This window comes from Pseudoxanthomonas putridarboris (assembly GCF_038321125.1).
In the GTDB taxonomy this organism is placed as follows: Bacteria; Pseudomonadota; Gammaproteobacteria; order Xanthomonadales; family Xanthomonadaceae; genus Pseudoxanthomonas_A; species Pseudoxanthomonas_A putridarboris.
Window position 1 is genome coordinate 600,164 of record NZ_JBBWWT010000001.1, and the last position, 20,584, is coordinate 620,747.

17 protein-coding genes and 1 pseudogene are annotated in these 20,584 nt (G+C 66.9%); 8 read left to right on the forward strand and 10 right to left on the reverse strand.

The features are described 5' to 3' along the window. Positions 1–42 precede the first annotated feature (42 nt). The 6 genes from AAD027_RS02655 to AAD027_RS02680 are packed head-to-tail and all read right to left on the reverse strand — an operon-like array spanning position 43 to position 4,754. Complete coding sequence (locus AAD027_RS02655; protein ID WP_341724452.1) at positions 43–921, reverse strand: cytochrome c oxidase subunit 3; 879 nt, start codon at positions 919–921, stop codon at positions 43–45. A gap of 28 nt (positions 922–949) precedes the next feature. Further along, the gene (locus tag AAD027_RS02660; RefSeq protein ID WP_341724453.1) at positions 950–1,525 is read right to left on the reverse strand and encodes a cytochrome c oxidase assembly protein; all 576 of its coding nucleotides are present in this window, start codon (positions 1,523–1,525) and stop codon (positions 950–952) included. Further along, the gene (locus tag AAD027_RS02665; RefSeq protein WP_341724748.1) at positions 1,522–1,665 is read right to left on the reverse strand and encodes a hypothetical protein; all 144 of its coding nucleotides are present in this window, start codon (positions 1,663–1,665) and stop codon (positions 1,522–1,524) included. Before AAD027_RS02665 ends, AAD027_RS02660 begins: the two co-directional genes overlap by 4 nt. A gap of 13 nt (positions 1,666–1,678) precedes the next feature. Beyond that, positions 1,679–3,292: a cytochrome c oxidase subunit I gene (gene ctaD / locus AAD027_RS02670; protein WP_341724454.1), complete on the reverse strand. Its 1,614-nt coding sequence runs from the start codon at positions 3,290–3,292 to the stop codon at positions 1,679–1,681. Between the two features lie 31 nt (positions 3,293–3,323). Continuing rightward, entirely contained in the window at positions 3,324–4,259 is a 936-nt protein-coding gene (coxB, locus tag AAD027_RS02675; RefSeq protein ID WP_341724455.1) for a cytochrome c oxidase subunit II, read from the reverse strand. 18 nt (positions 4,260–4,277) lie between these two features. Continuing rightward, positions 4,278–4,754: a DUF2244 domain-containing protein gene (locus tag AAD027_RS02680; protein ID WP_341724456.1), complete on the reverse strand. Its 477-nt coding sequence runs from the start codon at positions 4,752–4,754 to the stop codon at positions 4,278–4,280. A gap of 137 nt (positions 4,755–4,891) precedes the next feature. Between AAD027_RS02680 and putA the strand changes: the two genes are divergently transcribed. The 6 genes from putA (at position 4,892) to AAD027_RS02710 (ending at position 13,051) form a co-directional block, all read left to right on the forward strand. Beyond that, entirely contained in the window at positions 4,892–8,113 is a 3,222-nt protein-coding gene (putA, locus tag AAD027_RS02685; RefSeq protein WP_341724457.1) for a bifunctional proline dehydrogenase/L-glutamate gamma-semialdehyde dehydrogenase PutA, read from the forward strand. Positions 8,114–8,361: 248 nt separating this feature from the next. Further along, positions 8,362–9,363, forward strand: coding sequence for a transglutaminase family protein (locus AAD027_RS02690; RefSeq protein ID WP_341724458.1), 1,002 nt, complete (start codon positions 8,362–8,364; stop codon positions 9,361–9,363). After that, positions 9,360–10,040, forward strand: coding sequence for an RHS repeat-associated core domain-containing protein (locus tag AAD027_RS02695; RefSeq protein ID WP_341724459.1), 681 nt, complete (start codon positions 9,360–9,362; stop codon positions 10,038–10,040). Before AAD027_RS02690 ends, AAD027_RS02695 begins: the two co-directional genes overlap by 4 nt. A gap of 3 nt (positions 10,041–10,043) precedes the next feature. Continuing rightward, entirely contained in the window at positions 10,044–10,580 is a 537-nt protein-coding gene (locus AAD027_RS02700) for a hypothetical protein (RefSeq protein WP_341724460.1), read from the forward strand. A gap of 346 nt (positions 10,581–10,926) precedes the next feature. Further along, the gene (locus AAD027_RS02705; RefSeq protein ID WP_341724461.1) at positions 10,927–12,087 is read left to right on the forward strand and encodes a GGDEF domain-containing protein; all 1,161 of its coding nucleotides are present in this window, start codon (positions 10,927–10,929) and stop codon (positions 12,085–12,087) included. Between the two features lie 16 nt (positions 12,088–12,103). After that, complete coding sequence (locus tag AAD027_RS02710; protein ID WP_341724462.1) at positions 12,104–13,051, forward strand: SMP-30/gluconolactonase/LRE family protein; 948 nt, start codon at positions 12,104–12,106, stop codon at positions 13,049–13,051. A 63-nt stretch (positions 13,052–13,114) separates the two neighbouring features. On the opposite strand, the gene AAD027_RS02715 is transcribed toward AAD027_RS02710, so the two are convergent. Continuing rightward, entirely contained in the window at positions 13,115–14,500 is a 1,386-nt protein-coding gene (locus AAD027_RS02715) for an OmpP1/FadL family transporter (RefSeq protein ID WP_341724463.1), read from the reverse strand. Between the two features lie 225 nt (positions 14,501–14,725). Here AAD027_RS02715 and AAD027_RS02720 point away from each other — a divergent pair, with 225 nt between their 5' ends. Further along, positions 14,726–15,418 (forward strand): rhomboid family intramembrane serine protease, encoded by a 693-nt coding sequence (locus AAD027_RS02720; RefSeq protein WP_341724464.1) that lies wholly within the window; start codon positions 14,726–14,728, stop codon positions 15,416–15,418. Between the two features lie 159 nt (positions 15,419–15,577). Then, complete coding sequence (locus tag AAD027_RS02725) at positions 15,578–15,898, forward strand: DUF1820 family protein (protein WP_341724465.1); 321 nt, start codon at positions 15,578–15,580, stop codon at positions 15,896–15,898. Between the two features lie 388 nt (positions 15,899–16,286). Here the strand turns inward: AAD027_RS02725 and AAD027_RS02730 are convergent. The 3 genes and pseudogenes from AAD027_RS02730 to gpmI form a co-directional block, all read right to left on the reverse strand. Next, positions 16,287–17,618, reverse strand: a pseudogene (locus AAD027_RS02730) (S41 family peptidase); the annotation flags it as partial. Positions 17,619–17,736: 118 nt separating this feature from the next. Next, positions 17,737–18,972, reverse strand: a complete 1,236-nt coding sequence (locus AAD027_RS02735) for a murein hydrolase activator EnvC family protein (RefSeq protein WP_341724467.1) — start codon at positions 18,970–18,972, stop codon at positions 17,737–17,739. Beyond that, positions 18,972–20,519 (reverse strand): 2,3-bisphosphoglycerate-independent phosphoglycerate mutase, encoded by a 1,548-nt coding sequence (gpmI, locus tag AAD027_RS02740; protein WP_341724468.1) that lies wholly within the window; start codon positions 20,517–20,519, stop codon positions 18,972–18,974. Before gpmI ends, AAD027_RS02735 begins: the two co-directional genes overlap by 1 nt. Positions 20,520–20,584: the final 65 nt, after the last annotated feature.

The following is a 20,584-nucleotide window of genomic DNA, read 5'->3' on the forward strand; positions in this document are numbered from 1 at the left end:
CGGAGTTCGCTGTTGCGAATCCCGAATCGCCAATCCCGACTCTTACAGCACGTAGACGAACAGGAACAAACCCAGCCACACCACGTCCACGAAGTGCCAGTACCACGCCACGGCCTCGAAGCCGAAGTGGTTGTCCTTGGTGAAGTGGCCCTTGGCGCAGCGGAACCAGATGATCAGCAGCATGATCGTGCCCAGCGTCACGTGCAGGCCGTGGAAGCCGGTCAGCATGAAGAACGTGGAGCCGTAGATGCCCGAGCCCAGCGTCAGGTTCAGTTCCTTGTAGGCGTGGACGTATTCCTCGGCCTGGAAGAACAGGAACGTGCAGCCCAGCAGCACGGTGGCGCCCAGCCAGATCAGCAGCTGCTTGCGGTTGCCGGCCTTCAGCGCGTGGTGCGCGATGGTGATGGTGATGCCGGAGGTCAGCAGGATCAGCGTGTTGAGCAGCGGCAGGCCCCAGGCCGGGATGGTCTGGAACTGGCCGCCCACCTGGCCCGGGCCCGCACTCGGCCACGCCGCGCTGAAGCCTTCCCACAGCAGGCTGTTGGTCATCACGCCGTCGCCTTCGCCGCCCAGCCAAGGCAACGCCAGCGTGCGCGCGTAGAACAGGGCGCCGAAGAAGGCGGCGAAGAACATCACTTCCGAGAAGATGAACCACACCATGCCCATGCGGAACGACACGTCCACCTGGCGGTTGTAGTGACCGGCCACCGATTCGCGGATGACGTCGCCGAACCACATGAACAGCGTGGCGCACAGCATCACCACGCCGGCGTAGAACACCCACATGCCCCACGACAGGTCGTTCAGCCAGCTGGCCACGCCCAGCATGGTCACGAACATGGAGACGGAGCCCACGAACGGCCACTTGCTGTGGTGCGGCACGAAATAGATGTTGGCGTCTGGCGATTCGGCTTGTGCCATGGCGTTGCTTCCGGTTGCTAAGACGTGATCAGGGTGCCGCGAGCGGCGAGGTCGACGCATTGCCCGTGCCGATCTGCGCGGTCAGTGCATCGTTCTTGAAGAAGGTATAGGACAGCGTGATCGTCTTCACGTCCGCCGGCAGGTCCGGGTCCACGATGAAGCGGACCGGCATGTCGCGGCTCTCGCCGGCCTGCAGGGTCTGGGCGGTGAAGCAGAAGCACTCGGTCTTGGTGAAGTAGCCCGACGCGCGCGCCGGCGCCACCGACGGCACCGCGCTGCCCACGATGGCTTTTTCGCTTCGGTTACGGGCGTAGTACTTGGCCTCGTACAGCTCGCCGGGCACCACGTCCATGGTCAGCTGCTCCGGGTGGAACGCCCATGGCAACTTGGAATTCACGCCGCCGTCGAACTGCACGGTGACGGTGCGCTCGGCCCTGGCGGCCGACAGCGACGCCTGGCCGGGGCCCTGCTCCAGGCGGATGCCGAAGACCTTTTCGCAGGCGATGCGGTACAGCGGCACCAGCGAGAACGTCAGCACGAACACGGCCAGCGCCACGCCCACCAGCTTGAACAGCCCGGCCGAGTTGGACCTGGCCGCGCTCATGCGCTCAGCACCGCGCGGCCGATGAAGGCCACGAAGATCGCGAAGGCGATGCCGCCCGCCACCCATACCGTGCGCAGCACCGCCTTGCGGCGGCGCGCGATTTCCTCGGGCGGGAGTGCGGGCGTGTCCATGGCGTTCAACGGTTCATCCGTCTCAGTGCGTCACGTCGCCGTGCGCCAGGTCGCCGTCCTTGATGACCGGCGGAGTGCTGAAGGTGTGGTGCGGCGCCGGCGACGGCACGGTCCACTCCAGGCCCTTGGCGTTTTCCCAGGCGCGCGCGTCGGCCTTCTTGCCGCTGCGCAGCGAGCTCCACAGGATGGCCGCCATCATGAACGGCGTCAGGAACATGCCGAACGCGCCGATCGAGCTGACCAGATTCCAGTCCGCGAACACCGGGTTGTAGTCCGGGATGCGGCGCGGCATGCCGGCCAGGCCCAGGAAGTGCTGCGGGAAGAACAGCAGGTTGACGAACACGATGGTCCACCAGAAATGGAACTTGCCCCAGAACTCGCTGTACATGCGGCCGGTCCACTTCGGCCACCAGTAATAGGTGGCGGCGATGATGGAGAACAGCGCGCCGGTCACCAGCACGTAGTGGAAGTGCGCCACCACGAAGTAGGTGTCGTGGTACTGGAAGTCCGCCGGCACGATGGCCAGCATCAGGCCGGAGAAGCCGCCGATGGTGAACAGGATGACGAAGCCCACCGCCCACAGCATCGGCGTCTCGAAGGACAGCGAGCCCTTCCACATCGTGCTGACCCAGTTGAACACCTTCACGCCGGTCGGGATGGCGATCAGCATGGTGGCGAACATGAAGTAGATCTCGCCGCCCAGCGGCATGCCCACCGTGAACATGTGGTGCGCCCACACGATGAACGACAGGAACGCGATCGACGCGGTGGCGTACACCATGGCCTGGTAGCCGAACAGCGGCTTGCGGCTGAAGGTCGGGATGATTTCCGACACCACGCCGAACGCCGGCAGGATCATGATGTAGACCTCGGGATGGCCGAAGAACCAGAAGATGTGCTGGTACATCACCGGGTCGCCGCCGCCGGCGGCGTTGAAGAAGCTGGTGCCGAAGAACTTGTCGGTCAGCAACATGGTCACCGCGCCGGCCAGCACCGGCATCACCGCGATCAGCAGGAACGCGGTGATCAGCCAGGTCCAGCAGAAGATCGGCATCTTCAGCAGGTCGATGCCCGGCGCGCGCATGTTGAGGATGGTGGCGATCACGTTGATCGCGCCCATGATGGAGCTGACGCCCATCATGTGGATGGCGAAGATGGTGAAGGCCACGTTGTAGCCGCCCTGCAGCGACAGCGGCGGATACAGGGTCCAGCCGCCGGCCGGCGCGCCGCCCGGCAGGAACAGGGTCATCAGCAGCAGCGTGAAGGCGAACGGCAGGATCCAGAACGACCAGTTGTTCATGCGCGGCAGCGCCATGTCCGGCGCGCCGATCTGCAGCGGGATCATCCAGTTGGCCAGGCCGACGAACGCCGGCATCACGCCGCCGAAGATCATCACCAGCGCATGTACCGATGTCATCTGGTTGAAGAACTCGGGGCTGACCAGCTGCAGGCCCGGGGTCATCAGCTCGGCGCGGATGACCACCGACATGCCGGCGCCGATGATGAACATCACGAACGAGAACAGCAGGTACAGGGTACCGATGTCCTTGTGGTTGGTCGAAAAGAACCAACGCTCGATGAAGCTCTGCTGGTGACCGTGGTGATCGTCGTGATGATCGACTGCGGTATGGGCCATGTTCGTATTCTCTTGCAGCTGATGCGGACGATCAGGCCTGCGCCGGAGGCGCGGCCGTTTCGCTGGAGGGGGTGGCGTCCTGGAGCGGGGCGGCTTCGCCCTCGACCGGCGCGGCTTCGGTGGTGGGCGCCGGTTCGGCGGCCGGCGCGGGCTTGCGCGCCGCCAGCCACTGCTGGAACTCTTCCTTAGGCACGGCCTTCACCACGATGGGCATGAAGCCATGGTCCTTGCCGCACAGCTCGGCGCACTGGCCGCGGTAGACGCCCGGCTCCTTGATCTCGGTCCAGGCCTCGTTGACGATGCCCGGGATGGCGTCCTGCTTCCAGCCCAGCGCCGGCACCCACCACGCGTGGATCACGTCGTCGGCGGTGATCACGAAGCGGATCTTGGTGTCGGTGGGCAGGACGAGCGGGTTGTCCACGTCAAGCAGGTAGTGCGGATGCGCGGCGATCTCGGCCCGGGTGGTGTTCCTGTTCTGGCGCAGGCGGTCGGACTCGCGGTCCAGGCGGCTGGTGAACTCGACGTTCTCGCCCAGGTACTCGTACTTCCACATCCACTGGAAGCCGGTGACCTTGACGGTCATCTCGGCGTTGCGGGTGTCGTACATGGCGATCAGCTTGGCGGTCGCCGGCCAGGCCATGACCACCAGGATCAGCACCGGGATGACGGTCCAGATGATCTCGGCCGTGGTGTTGTGGCTGAACTGCGCCGGCACCGCGCCCTTGGAGTGGCGGAACTTGAACATCGCATAGCCCATCGCGCCGAACACGATGATGCCGATCACGATGCAGACCCACAGCGCCACCATGTGCGCGTCGTAGGCGTGCTGCGAGGACGCGGTGACGCCCTTGCCCATGTTCAGCTGCCACGGCTTCGGGTCCGCCGACTGCGCCCAGGCCAGCGCCGGCATCGCCAGCAGCATGCACGCCGTCGTCAAACGCTTCCACATCCCATTCACTTGCGTCATTGCCTAGACCCCAATGCGTCATCGGTTGCGGCCGCTCGCGGCCGCCAGTAAATCCTGCAACTTGCCCGCCAGCTCCCGCCGCTCGGCCGGTCCCAGGAAGTTGCCCACCTGGACCCGCTTGCCGCTGGAGGCCAGCGAAATCCTTTCGCCATCCTGCTCGACACTCAGGCGCACCCAGTAGGGATGCGCCCGGAACACCGCCCCGGCCTGGGGCGTGTTCACTTCCACCACCTCCGGACCGATGGTGATGTCCTCGCTCCGCTCGCCGCTGCGCCACAGCGCCCTGAGCGCCGCGGCCACGATGGCCGAGTGCAGCAATGCGAACGCCGGGGCGAAGGCATTGCCTCCCCACCAGCCCAGCATGGCGACGACCCACATCGCCCCCGACAGCGCGGCGAACAGCATCACGAACTGGCGGCGCGTCAGCGCACGGGGCGGTCGCAGCCGGAGCCGCGCGCCTTGCCCGTCCCACAATGACGGAACCACTTCGATCATGTCGCCAGCCACACCGGGGAGGCCGCGGAAAACCGCTAAATGGTAGCCCCCCGTACCGCATCGCGGCAAGCTTCGTGCGTTCTCGCGGGCAGCGCGAAGGCCTACACTATCGGGCTTCCCCTGGCCTCCGGGCAGCCATGACGACCCACCCGCACACCCTCGCAGATCAGGCTTCCGGGGCTCTCCCGGGCCGCATCATCTCCCCCGAACTGCCCGCCCCGCCGGCCGCGCTGCGCGCCGCCATCACCGCGGCCTGGCTGCGCGACGAAACTGAACACGTGCGCGAAATGCTCGCCTTGGCCCGCCTGCCCGACGACGAGCAGATCCGCGCCCAGCGGCTGGCCACCGACCTGGTGAAGCGGGTCCGCGCCCGCGCGCAGGACCAGGGCGCCATCGAGGCCTTCATGCGCCAGTACGACCTGGGCAGCGAGGAAGGCGTGCTGCTGATGTGCGTGGCCGAGGCCCTGCTGCGCATCCCCGACCAGGACACCGCCGACAAGCTGATCCGCGACAAGCTGGGCGACGCGGACTGGGAAAGGCACCTGGGCCAGAGCGATTCGGTGCTGGTCAACGCCTCCACCTGGGGCCTGATGCTGACCGGCCGGCTGGTCAATCTGAACGACCTGACCCGGGCCGACGTGCCGGGCGCCTTCAAGCGCCTGGTCGGCCGCGTCGGCGAGCCGGTGGTCCGCCTGGCCGTGCGCCAGGCCATGCGCATCATGGGCCACCAGTTCGTGATGGGCCGGACCATCGACGAGGCGCTGTCGCGCAGCCGCAAGGGCGGCAATGCGGACTACCGCTATTCCTTCGACATGCTGGGCGAAGGCGCGCTGACCGCCGGGGACGCGGCGCGCTACCTGGACGCCTACCGCAAGGCGATCCACGCGATCGGCCGCACCGGTCCGTTCGACGACGTCTTCGCCGCCCCCAGCATCTCGATCAAGCTGTCGGCGCTGCATCCGCGCTACGAGCACGCCAAGCGCGCGCGGGTGATGGCGGAACTGGCGCCGGGCATCCTGGAGCTGGCGCAGCTGGCCAGGTCCTACGGCATCGGCTTCACCATCGACGCCGAGGAAGCCGACCGGCTGGAACTGTCGCTGGACCTGATCGCGAAGACCTTCTCCGACCCGTCGCTGGACGGCTGGGAAGGCTACGGCCTGGCCGTGCAGGCCTACCAGAAGCGCACCCCGTACGTGATCGACTTCCTGGCCGACCTGGCCCGCCGCGTCGGCCGCCGCATGCCGGTGCGCCTGGTCAAGGGCGCGTACTGGGACGCGGAAGTGAAGCGCGCGCAGGTCGACGGCCATCCGGGCTACCCGGTGTTCACCCGCAAACCGAACACCGACGTCTCCTACCTGGCCAACGCGCGCCGGATGTTCGACAACGGCGACGCGCTGTACCCGATGTTCGCCACCCACAACGCGCAGACCATCGCCGCGATCCGCTCGATCGCGCAGGGCCGGCCGTACGAGCACCAGAAACTGCACGGCATGGGCGACGACCTGTACGCCGAAGTGATCCCGGCCGACCGCCTGGACGTGCCCTGCCGCGTCTACGCGCCGGTCGGCTCGCACGAGGACCTGCTGCCCTACCTGGTGCGCCGCCTGCTGGAGAACGGCGCCAACTCCAGCTTCGTCAACCGCATCACCGACGAGAACGTGGCCATCGAGGAGCTGATCCGCGACCCGGTACGGACCGTATCCGAATTCGAGTCCATCCCGCACCCGCGCATCCCGCTGCCGGTCGATCTTTTCCGGAGCCAGCCGGCTCCCATCGCCTCTTCTGACAGGAACAACTCCATGGGCGCCAACCTCGCCAACGACAACGACCTGCGCGCGCTGGCCGAGCGCGTCAATGCCGCCGTCAAGCCATGGCGCGCCGCGCCGCTGGTGCCGGGCGCGGTGGTGGCCGGCGCCGCGTTGCCGGTGACCAACCCAGCGGATCGTCGCCAGACCGTCGGCGAGTGGCAGCCGGCCGACGGCGGCACGGTGGAGAAGGCGCTGGGCAACGCGGTGGCCGCGCAGCCGGCCTGGGACCGCACGCCGGCCGCCAGCCGCGCCGCCATCCTGGAACACGCCGCCAACCTGCTGGAAGCGCGCCTGCCGGAGTACATCGCGCTGTGCGTGAAGGAAGCCGGCAAGACCATCCCCGACAGCGTGGCCGAAGTGCGCGAGGCGGTGGATTTCCTGCGCTACTACGCCGCGCAGGCGCGCGCGCAGTTCGGCGCGCCGGAACACCTGCCCGGCCCGACCGGCGAATCCAACCAGTTGCAGTTGCAGGGCCGCGGCGTGTTCGTCTGCATCAGCCCGTGGAACTTCCCGCTGGCGATCTTCCTGGGCCAGGTCGGCGCCGCGCTGGCCGCCGGCAACAGCGTGATCGCCAAGCCGGCCGAGCAGACCAACCTGGTCGGCTACCACGCGGTCAAGCTGCTGCACGAGGCCGGCGTGCCGGAAGCGGTGCTGCAGTTCCTGCCCGGCGACGGCGCCACCGTCGGCGTCGCGCTGACGAAGGACCCGCGCGTGGCCGGCGTGGCCTTCACCGGCTCCACCGACACCGCGCGCGCGATCAACCGCGCGCTGGCCGGCCGCGAGGCCGGCCCCATCGCCACGCTGATCGCCGAGACCGGCGGCCAGAACGCCTTCATCGCCGACTCCTCGGCGCTGCCGGAACAACTGGTGAAGGACGCCATCGGTTCGGCCTTCACCTCCGCCGGCCAGCGCTGCTCGGCCGCGCGCGTGCTGTTCGTGCAGGACGACATCGCCGACAAGGTGATGACGATGCTGGCCGGCGCGATGGACGAACTGAAGATCGGCGACCCGGGCCTGCTGTCCACCGACGTCGGCCCGGTGATCGATGCCGACGCGCTGAAGCTGCTCGACGACCACGCCGCCCGCATGGCGAAGGAAGCGCGCCTGATCAAGCAGGCCAACGTGGACGAGAGCACGGCGCACGGCACTTTCTTCGCCCCGCGCGCGTGGGAGCTGAAGTCGCTGGACCCGTTGCACAAGGAGGTCTTCGGGCCGGCGCTGCACGTGGTGCGCTGGAAGGCCGACCAGCTGGACCAGGTGATCGACGCGATCAACGCCACCGGCTACGGCCTGACCCTGGGCGTGCATTCGCGCATCGACGAAACCATCGACCGCATCGCCTCGCGGGTGAAGGTGGGCAACGTGTACGTCAACCGCAACCAGATCGGTGCGGTGGTCGGCGTGCAGCCGTTCGGCGGCCAGGGCCTGTCCGGCACCGGCCCCAAGGCCGGCGGCCCGCACTACCTGCCGCGCTTCGCCACCGAGAAGACCGTCACCGTCAACACCACCGCGGCCGGCGGCAACGCGTCGCTGCTGACGCTGGGCGACTGACGCCACGCGGTCCGGCGTGCCTGCGAAGAACCCCGCCGGCGGCGGGGTTTTTCTTGCGCATACGGATTTTAGTGTTGGGCTGCTTGGTCAAGATGGTTCCTGACTGCCGCTGCCGTTTGTTGGAATCGGTCATTTAGCTAACCTCCCTCGGAGAGTGGCTGCGTGGGAAATGCCTCCCAGAGAACAGATGGACAGAGTCACTCTGGCAGCACTAGGATGCAGCAGGGCAGGGAGGGCGCAAGGAGCGTATGAAGACACGACTGCACCGCTGGACCACTTGGGGGCTAGGCACGCTGTTGTTGTCTTTGGCTTCCGTCGTGTGGGCCGCTGGTGATCTCACCCCACTTCGCGCTCAGTTCCAACTCTCCGAAGAGCAAGTGGACTACGCCGCCACCAAGCTGACGGTGGATCGCCTCATCGACCCATCCACCGACGACGACGCCGTCCATCGCGAACTGGACGCTTGGGAGCGTGCGGTGCGCGGCAACGTGCCCCAGGATCCGACGGCACGCCAAGTCCTCGATGCGCTGCTCAAGACGCTCTACGAGCCGGGTCCTTGGAATCAAGGCAAGCCTTTCAGCTACGATCTGACCGACCCACTGGGTAAGAACCCGAAGAACAAGCAACTGGCCACTTACTTAGCCACGCGCAAGGGCAACTGCGTGTCGATGCCCATCCTTTTTCTCATTCTGGGCCAGCGGTTGGGCCTTCCGGTTGCGCTAGTCACCGCGCCCAACCACGTGATGGTGAAGTTCGCTGACAACGCGCAACAGGCGTGGTTGAACGTGGAAGCCACAGCTGGCGGCTTCAAATATGACAGCAGCTACGAGCGCGAAACCGGCATCACCGAAAAAGCGATCGAGAACGGGCTTTACTTGCGCCCGCTGCTGCCGCGCGAGGGAATGGGCGTCATCGCCAGCTCGCTGATGGAGCACTACGGCGCAACAAAGGATGGTGATGCGCTGATGGCCGTGGCGGATCTAGCGCTGGGGGCCAATCCGAAAGACCCGGTGGCGCTGGTGTGGAAGGCCAATGCCTATTATCTCCAGTTGCAGCAGCGCTACGTGTCCAAATATCCGAACGCAACCAACATTCCACCGGCTCAGGTCGCCGACTATCAACATTTGAGCCGGGAGAACCTAGTGTGGTTCTCCAAGGCCGAAGCCTTGGGCTGGGTGCAAAAAACGCCCGAGCAGGAAGCCAGTTACTTACAATCGATTCAGCGCGAAAAAACGCGAAGAGGGCAATGATGCATAAAATCGCTTTAAGAATATTGGCCTTCCCGTTGTGTATGCTCGCATGCGACGCATCAGCGCGATTTGTCTCTACCGACCCTGTCCAAGCCAACCCAAATACAGGAACGAATTTCAATCGTTACTACTATGGAAACAACAACCCGTACATCTTTACGGATCCCGATGGCCGAGTTGTCAGGTCGATTAACCCGGCTAACAATCAGAAGATTGAGCAGTACGTTAACACTCGTGCTAACGGGGAGTTTCGCTTCGATAAGAACAATGAGTTGCAACGAGTTGGTGACGGACCTCAGGCATACCCGCAATCCGACTATTACAACACCCAAATGAAAGCAGGAATTCAGTCCTCCACTAATATCTTGGTTGGCATTCAACCGACCATAAACGGCCAGAGTATCGATGCAGCCCATGGCGGCGGCGTGACTGGCGCTCTTCCGAACGGTGATATTGCAGCTCTAGTATCAGGCAATCCATTGAGCACGGTAGGTGCTAACGGCAGCCCCATTGTCGAGCAGGCGGCGGACATCTTCATGCACGAAATGGTCGGTCACGCCATTCCTCAAGCATTGAACCCCAACCCTGCAGGCAACGCTATTACTAACGACAACAAGGCTCGTGGGGAAATCGGGCTGCCATTGGCTCCGCCCGACTCAAACCACAAGGAGAAGTGAAATATGTGTCGGTGGCTGGACCTTGGCTTGCTCTCCATACTGACTCTGACCGGTAGCGACGCCGCTTACGCGCGCGAAACGCGCGAGCTTTGCTTGGATGAAAAGATTGAATCGTCAGAAGCCATTTTCATCGGCAGAGCTGTTTTATTGGAGGAGCCATCGCCTCATCTGGCCGGCGTGAGTCAGTATGCCGCTGTAAAAGTGGAGAATGTACTCAAAGGCAATGTTGCTGATGAAGTCCGATTTGTAGTGCGCGGGTTCAGCTCCGAGCTCAACCCGCCTTGCTGCGAAACTGACAAGGTCTATTTGTTCTTTGCTAAGCACGGTTATGAGCTGCTTGAGCTTTCTGGCACCGAGATTAGCAGTACCATCCAGGACCAAGATCGCTTCCTTTCTGGAACTAACGGGCCATTCAGCACTTTCCAGATTCACGATGACATCGTAGCTGGATGGAATGTCGGCAATACATGTGGTTCTACTTCAGCATCCGTTGCCGACGTTCAAACCTGCATACGATCCAAAGTCTCTGCTGGCCGATAACAGCAAGCTTCATGTGGTTATTTCGGCGAGCGTCTTGCAGTTCTTACCATCGAACTGTGTCGCTGTACGATTGGGTTCGTACTACTCGAAATGACCTTCTTCGAGTAGCCGTGCCAACGGTGGTAGATAGGGGCCATATTCGACCACGCGCGTGACTTTCTTCTCGCATGCAGATGATGTATGGCACTGACGCCGCGCCACCGGCCCACGGGATGCTGCATTTCCGCGATCGACGTCGCTGTACCGCTCAGGCCGATGCCCCACGTCGGCGCGGCCCTGCCGGATATCCCCGCTTTCTGCGTTCACACGACGACGGGAAGCTTCATGGCCATAATGGCCGGGTACGATGACGACGGATTTCTACAACCTGCTGCTCAGCGACTGCGTGCTTGCCGCCGTGCTGCTGGGCCTTTTCTACTACGTGGGCAGGGTGTCGCGCGGCGTGCGCGGCATCGCCATGTGGGGCGTGGCCCATTTCCTGTACTCGCTGGGCGCGGCCATGCTGGACGGCACCTCGCAGGAGCTATCGCGCGCGGGCGACACGACGCTGGCCCATGGCATCGCCGGCGTCGGCGGGCTGCTGGCCTGCGCCGGCCTGGTGGGGCTGGCGTGGTCGATGATCCAGTTCGTCCAGCAGCGCGCGCTGTACCGGTGGGAAATCGCATTGCTGCCGCTGTGCATGGGCTTCTCGATGGCGGGCTGGCTGTTCGTCGACACGGTGGACGCGCAGGGCGCGGCGATGAGCGCGGCCGAAGTGATCATGCTGGTGCTGGTCATCCGCCACCTGTTCGCGCTGCGCAATCCGCCCGACCACGTGCCCGCGCGGTTGATGATCCTGGGCTGCGTCGCCCTGCTGTGGCTGTACGGCAACGACCTGCTGGCGGCGCTGACCGGCCGCTACGGCCCCAACCCGCTGTGGGTGAACGCCGACCTGTCGATCTGGTTCCTGATGAACTTCTGCATGCTGATGCTGACCAGCTTCCGCGCGGCAGAGTCGTTGCGGCAGAGCGCCCTGTTCGACCCGCTGACCGGCGCGCTCAACCGGCGCGGGTTGAACAGCGAACTGCACGCGCGCAGCCCGTGGCGTTCGGCCGAGCATGGCCTGGCGGTCATCGCACTGGACCTGGACCATTTCAAGACGGTCAACGACGACCACGGCCACGATGCCGGCGACGAAGTGCTGCAGCGGTTCTCCGACGTGGTGCGCGGCTGCATCCGCAGCGACGACCTGTTCGCGCGGCTGGGCGGCGAGGAATTCATGCTGGTGCTGCGCGACACCCATGCCGAGACCGCGCAGGCTTTGGCCGAGCGCATCCGCCAGCAGGTGATGGGGATGGAATTCGCGCCGGTGGGCGCTTCGTTCCGCATCACCGTCAGCCTGGGCATGTCGTTCACCGCCAACCGGAACGCGCAGTACAGCACGCTGATGCGGCTGGCCGACGAGGCGCTGTACGAAGCCAAGCACAAGGGACGCAACCGGATCGAGGTACGCTGGCATCCCGCCTGACCCGGGATATCCGCCCATGCCGCTCCGCCACGCCCTGTCCGCCCTCCTGCTGCTGTCCGCCCCGCCGGCCTTCGCCGATGCCGTTCACCCCGCCTGTCCTGCCGAGCCCGGCCAAGCGCCCCGCGGCGAACTGACCGCCACGCGCGTGGCTGCCGCGCAGCCGGGCGACGATCTGGACCGTCTTTACGAAGGCCCGGTCTGGCGTGACGGGGCGCTGTACCTGTCGGATTTCGTGCACGCCGGGACGTTTCCCTCGCGCATCCGCCGGTTCACGCCGCCGGACGGCTGGGAAACCGTGGTGCCCGACTCCGGCAGCAACGGCCTGGCGCTGGACAACGACGGCGCGCTGATCGCCGCCACCCACGACCGCAAGCAGGTCGCGCGCATCGCGCTGCCCGGCGGCGCGCGCACGCCACTGGTGTCCTCGTTCGAAGGACAGCCCTTCAACTCGCCCAACGACCTGGCGATGGCCGCCGACGGTACGCTGTACTTCACCGACCCTGACTACCAGCGCAAGGCGGCGCCGGGCGGCCAGCCGCTGACGCGCGTCTACCGCCACGCCGGCGGCGTCACGACGGTGGTCGCCGACGACCTGCGCAACCCCAACGGCATCGCGCTGTCGCCCGACGGCGGCACGCTCTACGTGGTCGGTGCCGTGGAGGACGGCGACGTGCTGCGCGCCTACGCGCTGAAGGCTGGCGTACCCGATGCGGGCCGCGTGCTGGCCCGCGTCTCCGGCGCCGATGGCCTGGCGGTGGATTGCCTGGGCAACGTCTATGTCACCGAGCATGCGGAACGGCGCGCGCGCGTGTTTTCGCCCGCCGGCGAGGTGCTGGCCACGATCCGCGTGGATGCCAACATCACCAACGCCGCCTTCGGCGGCGCCGACCGGCGCACGCTGTTCCTCACGGGTGCGGCCAGCCTGTGGTCGATCGACCTCGACGTGGCCGGCCTGCCGTACTGAGATTGCAGGGGCAAAAGAAAACCCCGCCGAGGCGGGGTTTTCCGTGTCCGGTCGCGGGCGCGATCAGAACCTGTACTGCACCGACACGCCGAACAGGTCGGCGCCGCCGTCGTAGGTACCCACCAGGCGCGAACCGCTGGACGACACCAGGTCGATGTCCGGATCGTTGGCCAGGTCCAGCTTCACGTAGCTGGCGTTGAGCTCGAAGTTCTCGCTGACGTTCCAGGTCAGGCCGATCGAGTACCAGTTGCGGTCCTGGTCGGGCATGCGCGGGGTACGGTGCGCCGTGGCCACCGGCGACTCGTCGCGGGCGATGCCGGCGCGCAGGGTGAACTTGTCGTTGAGCGCGAATTCGCCGCCCAGCGCATAGAACCAGCTGTCGTGCCAGTTGTAGTTCTCCACCGCGTCGGCCTGCAGCGGGTTGTCGAATTCGATGCGGATTTCCTTCAGCGAATCCCAGCCGGTGTGCACGCCTTCGGCCATGATCGCGAAGCGGTCGGTGGCCTGGTAGGTCACGCTGAGCGTATGCGTGGCCGGGGTGGTCAGCTTGGCGCCGCCACCGTCGCGATCCATGTAGACGTTCGGGCCGAACACGGCGCGCACGTTGGCGGGCACGGTGAACTCGGCGCTGCCGCGCAGCTCATGGTCGATCTCGGAGCGGTAGGCGTAACCCAGCGACAGCTTGTCGGTCGGGCGCAGGTTGACGCCGGCCAGCCAGCCGAAGCTGTTGTCGGTGCCGGAGATGCTGGCCACGCCGTCGTTCTTCTGCGGGCCGTAGGGACCGGTGATCGGGTTGGGCATGAAGCACAGCGCCTGCGAAGCCGGGTTGGCGCAGATGCCGCTGCCGAAATCGACGGCGTTGGTCAGGGTGACGTCGGAATGTTCATAGATCACGCCCAGGCCCACCGAGAGACGCTCGTTCAGCTCCAGCGAGGCCGCCAGGGTCAGATCGATGATCTTCACGTCCGATTCCAGCGCGTGGTAGCGGCCGACCCAGTCGGAGTCGTAGTCGGTCTTCAGGCCGAACGGCGCGCTGATCATCGCGCCCAGGGTCAGGTACTCGAAGTCGCCGCTCAGCGGCAGGATGAACGAAGCGGCCGGCACGGCGGCCAGGTCGCCGGCGTCGCCGCCCTGGCCACCGGTCAGCGGCTGCTGCAGCGGGCTGCCCGCCGCCGCGTTGCCGCCACCCTGGAACTTGAACGACAGGTCGACCGCGGTGACGTCGGCCTGGATGGTCTTCTCGGTGAAGGTGGACATGACGGCCGGGTTGTTGACCACGACCGAGGCGTCGCCCTTGGCGGAGGCCGAACCGGCCATCGCGCGGCCCTGGGCCTTGACGCTGTTTTCCTTCAGCTGGAAGGCGGCGGCGTGCACGTCGCCGTAGGCCAGCACGCCGGCGATACCGAGGGCCAGCGCCGAAACGCGGGTGATGTTCTTAGCAAATTCCATGAATGATCTCTCCGGAGACGTGGGTAAAAGAACGCCTGCGCCGCAACGACCGCGAGTGTGTGGTCCACCCGTTCGGCCTGCCGGAAGCCCCTCCCGACATACGACGCCGTATGCAGTATACCTGCTAACTAAACGCTAACAATCCGTCGTAAGTCATTAGCCCTGTTCAGGTTTGCGAGCGCAGCACTTGGGCTGCGCGGGGTGAAGCGGCTACAGTGCCGCCGCATGTTCGTGTCCATCCCGTCCCGCCGGAAATCGCCAGTGCGCTGGGCCACGCCCGCGCTGCTGGTGCTGCTGTCGGTCGCGTTCTGCTGGGCCGTGACCCGTGGCGGCGAGGCGCAGCGCAGCCTGGTGACCGAGTGGGGAGCGCTGACCGGCGGCATGGTCGCGCCGGAGGTCTGGCTGGCGTCGTTGAAGAGCGGCACGGTGCTGCGGCTGTTCACCGCATTGTTCCTGCACGCCGACTGGGCCCACCTGCTGGGCAACCTGGTGTTCCTGCTGATCTTCGGCCTGCCGGCGGAACGGGCGATGGGGCCGTGGCGGTTCCTGCTGCTGTTCCTGCTGGGCGGGGCGGTGGCCAACCTGGCGGCGGTGCTGACCATCGGCGCGCCGGACCGGGTGGTGATCGGCGCCAGCGGGGCGGTTTCGGCGGTGATCGGGGCGTACCTGGCGCTGTTCCCCACCGCCAAGCTGGGCGTGGTGGTGCCGCTGGGGCTGTTCCTGGAGTTCGTTAAGGCGCCCGCCTCGCTGCTGATCGGCATCTGGGCGCTGCTGCAGGTGGTGTTCGCCTACATCGGCCCGGCGTTCGGCGCGGTGGCCTGGTCGGCGCACATCGCCGGCTTCCTGTTCGGCGTGGTGTTCGCCCTGTTCGTGCGCGCCGCCATCGCCCGGAGGATGCGCAAGCGGCAGGGGTATTGAGGCGGGAAGTCGCCCGCGAAGCGGGCTGTGAGTCGGCGGCTGCGCCACCTGCAGGAGTCAGCAGGAGCGAGACCTTGGCTTTTGCTGACAGCGCCGAAGGCGCGACTTCCCCCTTTACAGGCCGCGTAGCGGCCGACTTCCCCGCCCTATAATCCGGCCATGAAGAACAAGCTCTACAAGATCACCTTCCTCAACCACAGCAAGGTCTACGAGCTGTACGCGCGCAAGGTCGCCGCCAGCGGATTGTGGGGATTCACCGAGGTCGCGGACCTGGTGTTCGACGTGCACGACGGCCTGGTCGTGGATCCCACCGAGGAACGCCTGCGCGACGAGTTCGGCAACACGCAGGTGCTGCACCTGCCCATGCAGAGCATCATCCGCGTGGAGGAAGTCGAAAGGAAAGGCCAGTCGGCGATCCGCGACGCCGCCACCGGCGAGAAGGTGGTGACGCCGTTCCCGATGCCGGCGAAGCCGCGGTAGGGACTGACCGCCCCTTCTTGTGGGAGCGACGTGAGTCGCGACGCAGGTGTTTCCGGTCGCGACTCACGTCGCTCCCACACGGACTTACGGCCCTGCATCACGGCGCCTGCGTGCGCGATCCCGACGGGCACAGGATCGAAGCGGCCTTCCAGGATGCGGCGCTGGCCGGCCAAGGTTGTCGCACCCCTGTAGGAGCGGCTTCAGCCGCGACCGTGCCCCGATGACCGTTCCGTGGGTACCGCGACAAGCGCGCCCGGACGGCGAACAGATAATAATCTTCATGGCCTGCTTGCGATGGCAGCGGTACGCCAGGGCGCACCCTACGCCAGCGCGGTCGCGGCTGAAGCCGCTCCTACAAGAGCATGTCGCCTCAGCGCATCTGCCTGCCGGCGGCCGCGGCGCGGGCGGCGGTGACGCTCTTCTTCAGTTCCGCCAGCGCGGCGGCGATGGGCTGGTCGCCATCCAGCACGTCGCCGGGCTGGTAGCCTTCCGTGCCCTCCTCGTCGCCGCGTAGATGGCCGGGCAACGTGGCCTCGGTGATGTAGAGCTGGCCGTCTTTTTCCAGCACCGAGCCGATGGCGCCTTCCTCGCGCTCGGGCTTCAGCACCACGTCCGGCACGATGCCGCTGGCCTGGATCGACTTGCCGCTGGGCGTGTAGTAGCGCGCGGTGGTCAGCTTGACCGAGTCGCCATTGTCCAGCGGCAGCACCGTCTGCACCGAGCCCTTGCCGAACGTGCGACTGCCGACCACGCGCGCGCGGTCGTTGTCGCGCAGCGCGCCGGCCAGTACTTCCGATGCGCTGGCCGAACCGGCATCCACCAGCACCACGATGGGCGCGCCGTCGAGGCGGTCGCCCGGCGTGGCGTCGAACTTGGAATCGCTGATCGACAGCCGCCCGCGCGTGCTGACGATGTTGCCCTTGTCCAGCAGTTCGTCGGCCACCTGCACCGCGGCCAGCAGCAGGCCGCCCGGATTGCTGCGCAGGTCCAACACCAGGCCGCGCAGCGGGCCCTTGGCCTGCAACTGCTCCAGCTGACGCTGGAAATCCGCGGCGGTGTCGGTCTGGAACGCGCTGATGCGCACGTAGCCGTAGCCCGGTTCCAGCAGGCGGCTGCGCACGCTGGCGATGCGGATGGTGTCGCGTACCAGGCTGACGTCGAACGGCTTGGGCGCGCTTTCGCGCACGATGGTCAGGGTGATCCTGCTGCCGGGCACGCCGCGCAGCGGTTCCATGCCGTCCTTCGCGCTGATCGGCTTGCCGTCGATGGCGGTGATGACGTCGCCGGACTTGATGCCGGCCTTGGCGGCGGGCGTGTCGTCGATGGGCGAAATCACCCGCAGGGTGTTGTCCGGCTGTTGCAGCAGTTCCACGCCGATGCCCTCGTAGGCACCGGTGGATTGCTCGTCGAAGGCCTGGCTGTCTTCCTTGTCGAAATAGGTGCTGTGCGGGTCCAGGTCCAGCAGCAGGCCTCGGATGGCCGACTGCATCAGCTTGCGGTCCTCGACCGGCTCCACATAGGCGTCCTTCACCGCATTGAACACCGCCACGTAACGGCGGATCTCTTCCAGCGGCACCTTGGCCGGCGCGGTCTCGGCACCGTCCGGATCGTCGCTGGGCGCCACCACCGGCGGCTTGTCCTGCGCGGGCACGGGCTGCTGTGCCAACGCGGGCGTGCCCAGCAGGGCGAGGGTCAGGGCCAGGGAAAGACGCGAACGCATGCAGGAACTCCGTAAGGAACCACCGTGGTGACTGCGCGCCGGAGCGCGAAGTTCACCGGATTATGCGCGAACCGGCGATGGCGGTTTGTTCAAGCCGGGTTACGACTGACAGGGCCGTTCATCGACGTTGCAGCCACGAGGACGGATCGACCGGCTGGCCGTTGCGGCGCAGTTCGAAATACAGCGCCGGCGTGCCCTGCCCGCCGGAGGTGCCCACGCGCGCCACGGCGTCGCCGCGCTTGACCTGGTCGCCGCTGTCCTTCAGCAGGCTGTCGTTGTGCGCGTACAGGCTCATGTAGCCGTTGCCATGGTCGACGATCAGGATCAGGCCGTAGCCGGTCATCCATTCGGAGAACACCACCGTGCCGTCCGCCACCGCGGTGACGGGGGTGCCGGCGGGCGCGCCGATCAGCACGCCGGTGCTGGCGCGGCCGTCCGGCATGCGGCCGCCGTAGCGCGCCAGCAGGCTGCCGGACACGGGCCAGCCCAGGCCACCGACCTTCAACGCGGGCGCCGAGGCCACCGCCGGGCGCGGCGGTGCGGTGCGCGAAGCGGTGCCGCCCTGCGCCTCGCGCTTCTGCGCGGCGGCGCGCTGTGCGGCGGCCCGGCGCTCGGCTTCGGCGCGGGCGGCCGCGACACGCAGGTTGGCCAGCAGCCGTTCCAGCGAACGCGCGTCCTGGCCCAGCGCCTTCTCGCGCGCGGCGCGGTCCTCGTAGCGCTTGTCCAGGTCGGCGACCAATCCAGCGCGCGAGGTGCGGTCCTTCTCCAGCTGCGCGACCTGGCTGCGCTGCTGCTGGCGGGCGGCATCCAGTTGCGCGCGACGCGCGGCGATGTCCTGTTCCACCTGGTCCAGCGCCGCCAGTTCGGTCGACAGCGCATCGATGCGTTGCGCCTGGTCGCGTTGCACGTAGCGGTGATAGGCCAGCAGGCGGTTGGCGTCGGCCACCCGGTCCTGCGACAGCAGCACCTTCAGCGGCGCATCGTCGCCCAACTGGTAGGCGGCGCGGACCAATCCCGCGAGCTGCCGGCGCTGCGTGCCCAACTGCCGGCGCATGGCATCGCGCTTGCCTTGCAGTTCGGCGAGCGCGGCTTCCTCGCGGCGCAGGGCGGCTTCCGTTTCGGCCAGCGAGCGGGCGGTGCGGCTGACCTGTTCGTCGGCTTCGCGCAGTTTGCGCGAGGCGGCGCCGCGCTCGCCTTCCAGCCGGCGGCGCTCCTGCGCGATCGACTTCAGTTCGCCGCGCACGCGCTCCAGCTTGCGTTCGGTCTCGCGCGGATTCTGCGCGGCCGCCGCCGCCGCGATGGCCAGCCCGGCGACGAGGGCCGCGATGAACGCAAGGCGCCGGGGCTGGGGCATCAGGCGGCGATCAGGCTGCGGCCGCTCATGTCGGCCGGTTGCGGCAAGCCCAGCAGGTCGAGCAGGGTGGGCGCCACGTCGCGCAAGGCGCCGCCGCTGCGCAGCGTGACCGCGCGCTCGCCGACGTACACCAGCGGCACCGGGCCGACGGTATGCGCAGTGTGCGGCTGCCCGGTCTGCGGATCGCGCATCATTTCCAGGTTGCCGTGGTCGGCGGTGATCACCAGCGCGCCGCCGGCGGCGCGGACGGCGGCAACGACTTCGCCGATGGCCAGGTCCACCGCCTGCGCGGCGAGGATCGCGGCCTTCAGGTCGCCGCTGTGGCCGACCATGTCGGGATTGGCGATGTTGCAGACGATGGCGTCGAAACGGCCGGAGCCGATCGCCTCCACCAGCTTCGCGGTCAGTTCCGGACAGCTCATTTCCGGCTGCAGGTCGTAGGTGGCGACCTTGGGGCTGGGGATCAGGATGCGCTCCTCGCCGGGGAACACGTCCTCGCGCCCGCCGCTGAAGAAGAACGTCACGTGCGCATACTTCTCGGTCTCGGCGATGCGCAGCTGGGTCAGGCCATGCTCGGCCAGCAGTTCGCCGAAGGTATGGCGCAGGTCGTCCGGCGCGAAGGCCACCGGTGCCGGCAGCCTGGCGTCGTACTCGGTCAGGCAGACGAAGCGCGACAGCCTGGGCACGCGCGCCTCGAAACCGTCGAACGCCGGCGACACGAACGCCGCGGTCAGCTGGCGCGCGCGGTCGGCGCGGAAGTTCATGAACACCACCGCGTCGCCATCGGCCATCGGCCGTGCGCCGTCGATCACCGTCGGCAGCACGAACTCGTCGTTCTCGCCGCGCGCGTAGGCGGCCTGCAGCGCGGCCACGCCGCTGGCGGCATGGTGCTCGCTCTTGGCCTCGACGATGGCGTCCCATGCCTTGCGCAGGCGGTCCCAGCGCTTGTCGCGGTCCATCGCGTAGTAGCGGCCGCTGACCGAGGCGACATGCGCGTTGCCCAGCCTCGCGCACAGGTCCTGCAGCGCGCGCAGGCTGGATTCGGCCGACTGCGGCGGCGTGTCGCGGCCGTCGAGGAAGGCGTGCACGGCCACGCGCGGCACGCCCTGCCGCCTGGCCAGGTCCAGCATCGCGAAGATGTGCTGTTCATGACTGTGAACGCCACCGGGCGACAACAAGCCGAACACATGCAGCGTCCTGCCATCCGCCTTCGCCGCGTCGCAGGCCGCGACCAGTTCGGCATTGCTGTAGAAGCTGCCATCCTCGATGGCGGCGTCGATGCGGGTCAGGTCCTGGTAGACGATGCGGCCGGCGCCCAGGTTCATGTGGCCCACCTCGGAATTGCCCATCTGTCCGTCGGGCAGGCCGACATGACGGCCTTCGGTATGGATCAGCGTGTGCGGGCAGGTCGCCAGCAGGCGCCGCCAGTTCGGCAACTCGGCCTGCGCCAGCGCGTTGTCGGCGGGGTCCTCGCGATGCCCCCAGCCATCCAGGATCAGCAGCACGACGGGCTTGGGACGCTTCAGGGACGTGGAGGATGCGGACACAGGGATGTTCCAGTGACTTCAGGCAGGTGACGATTGTAGCGAAGCGTGGTGCCATGGCACCCCGA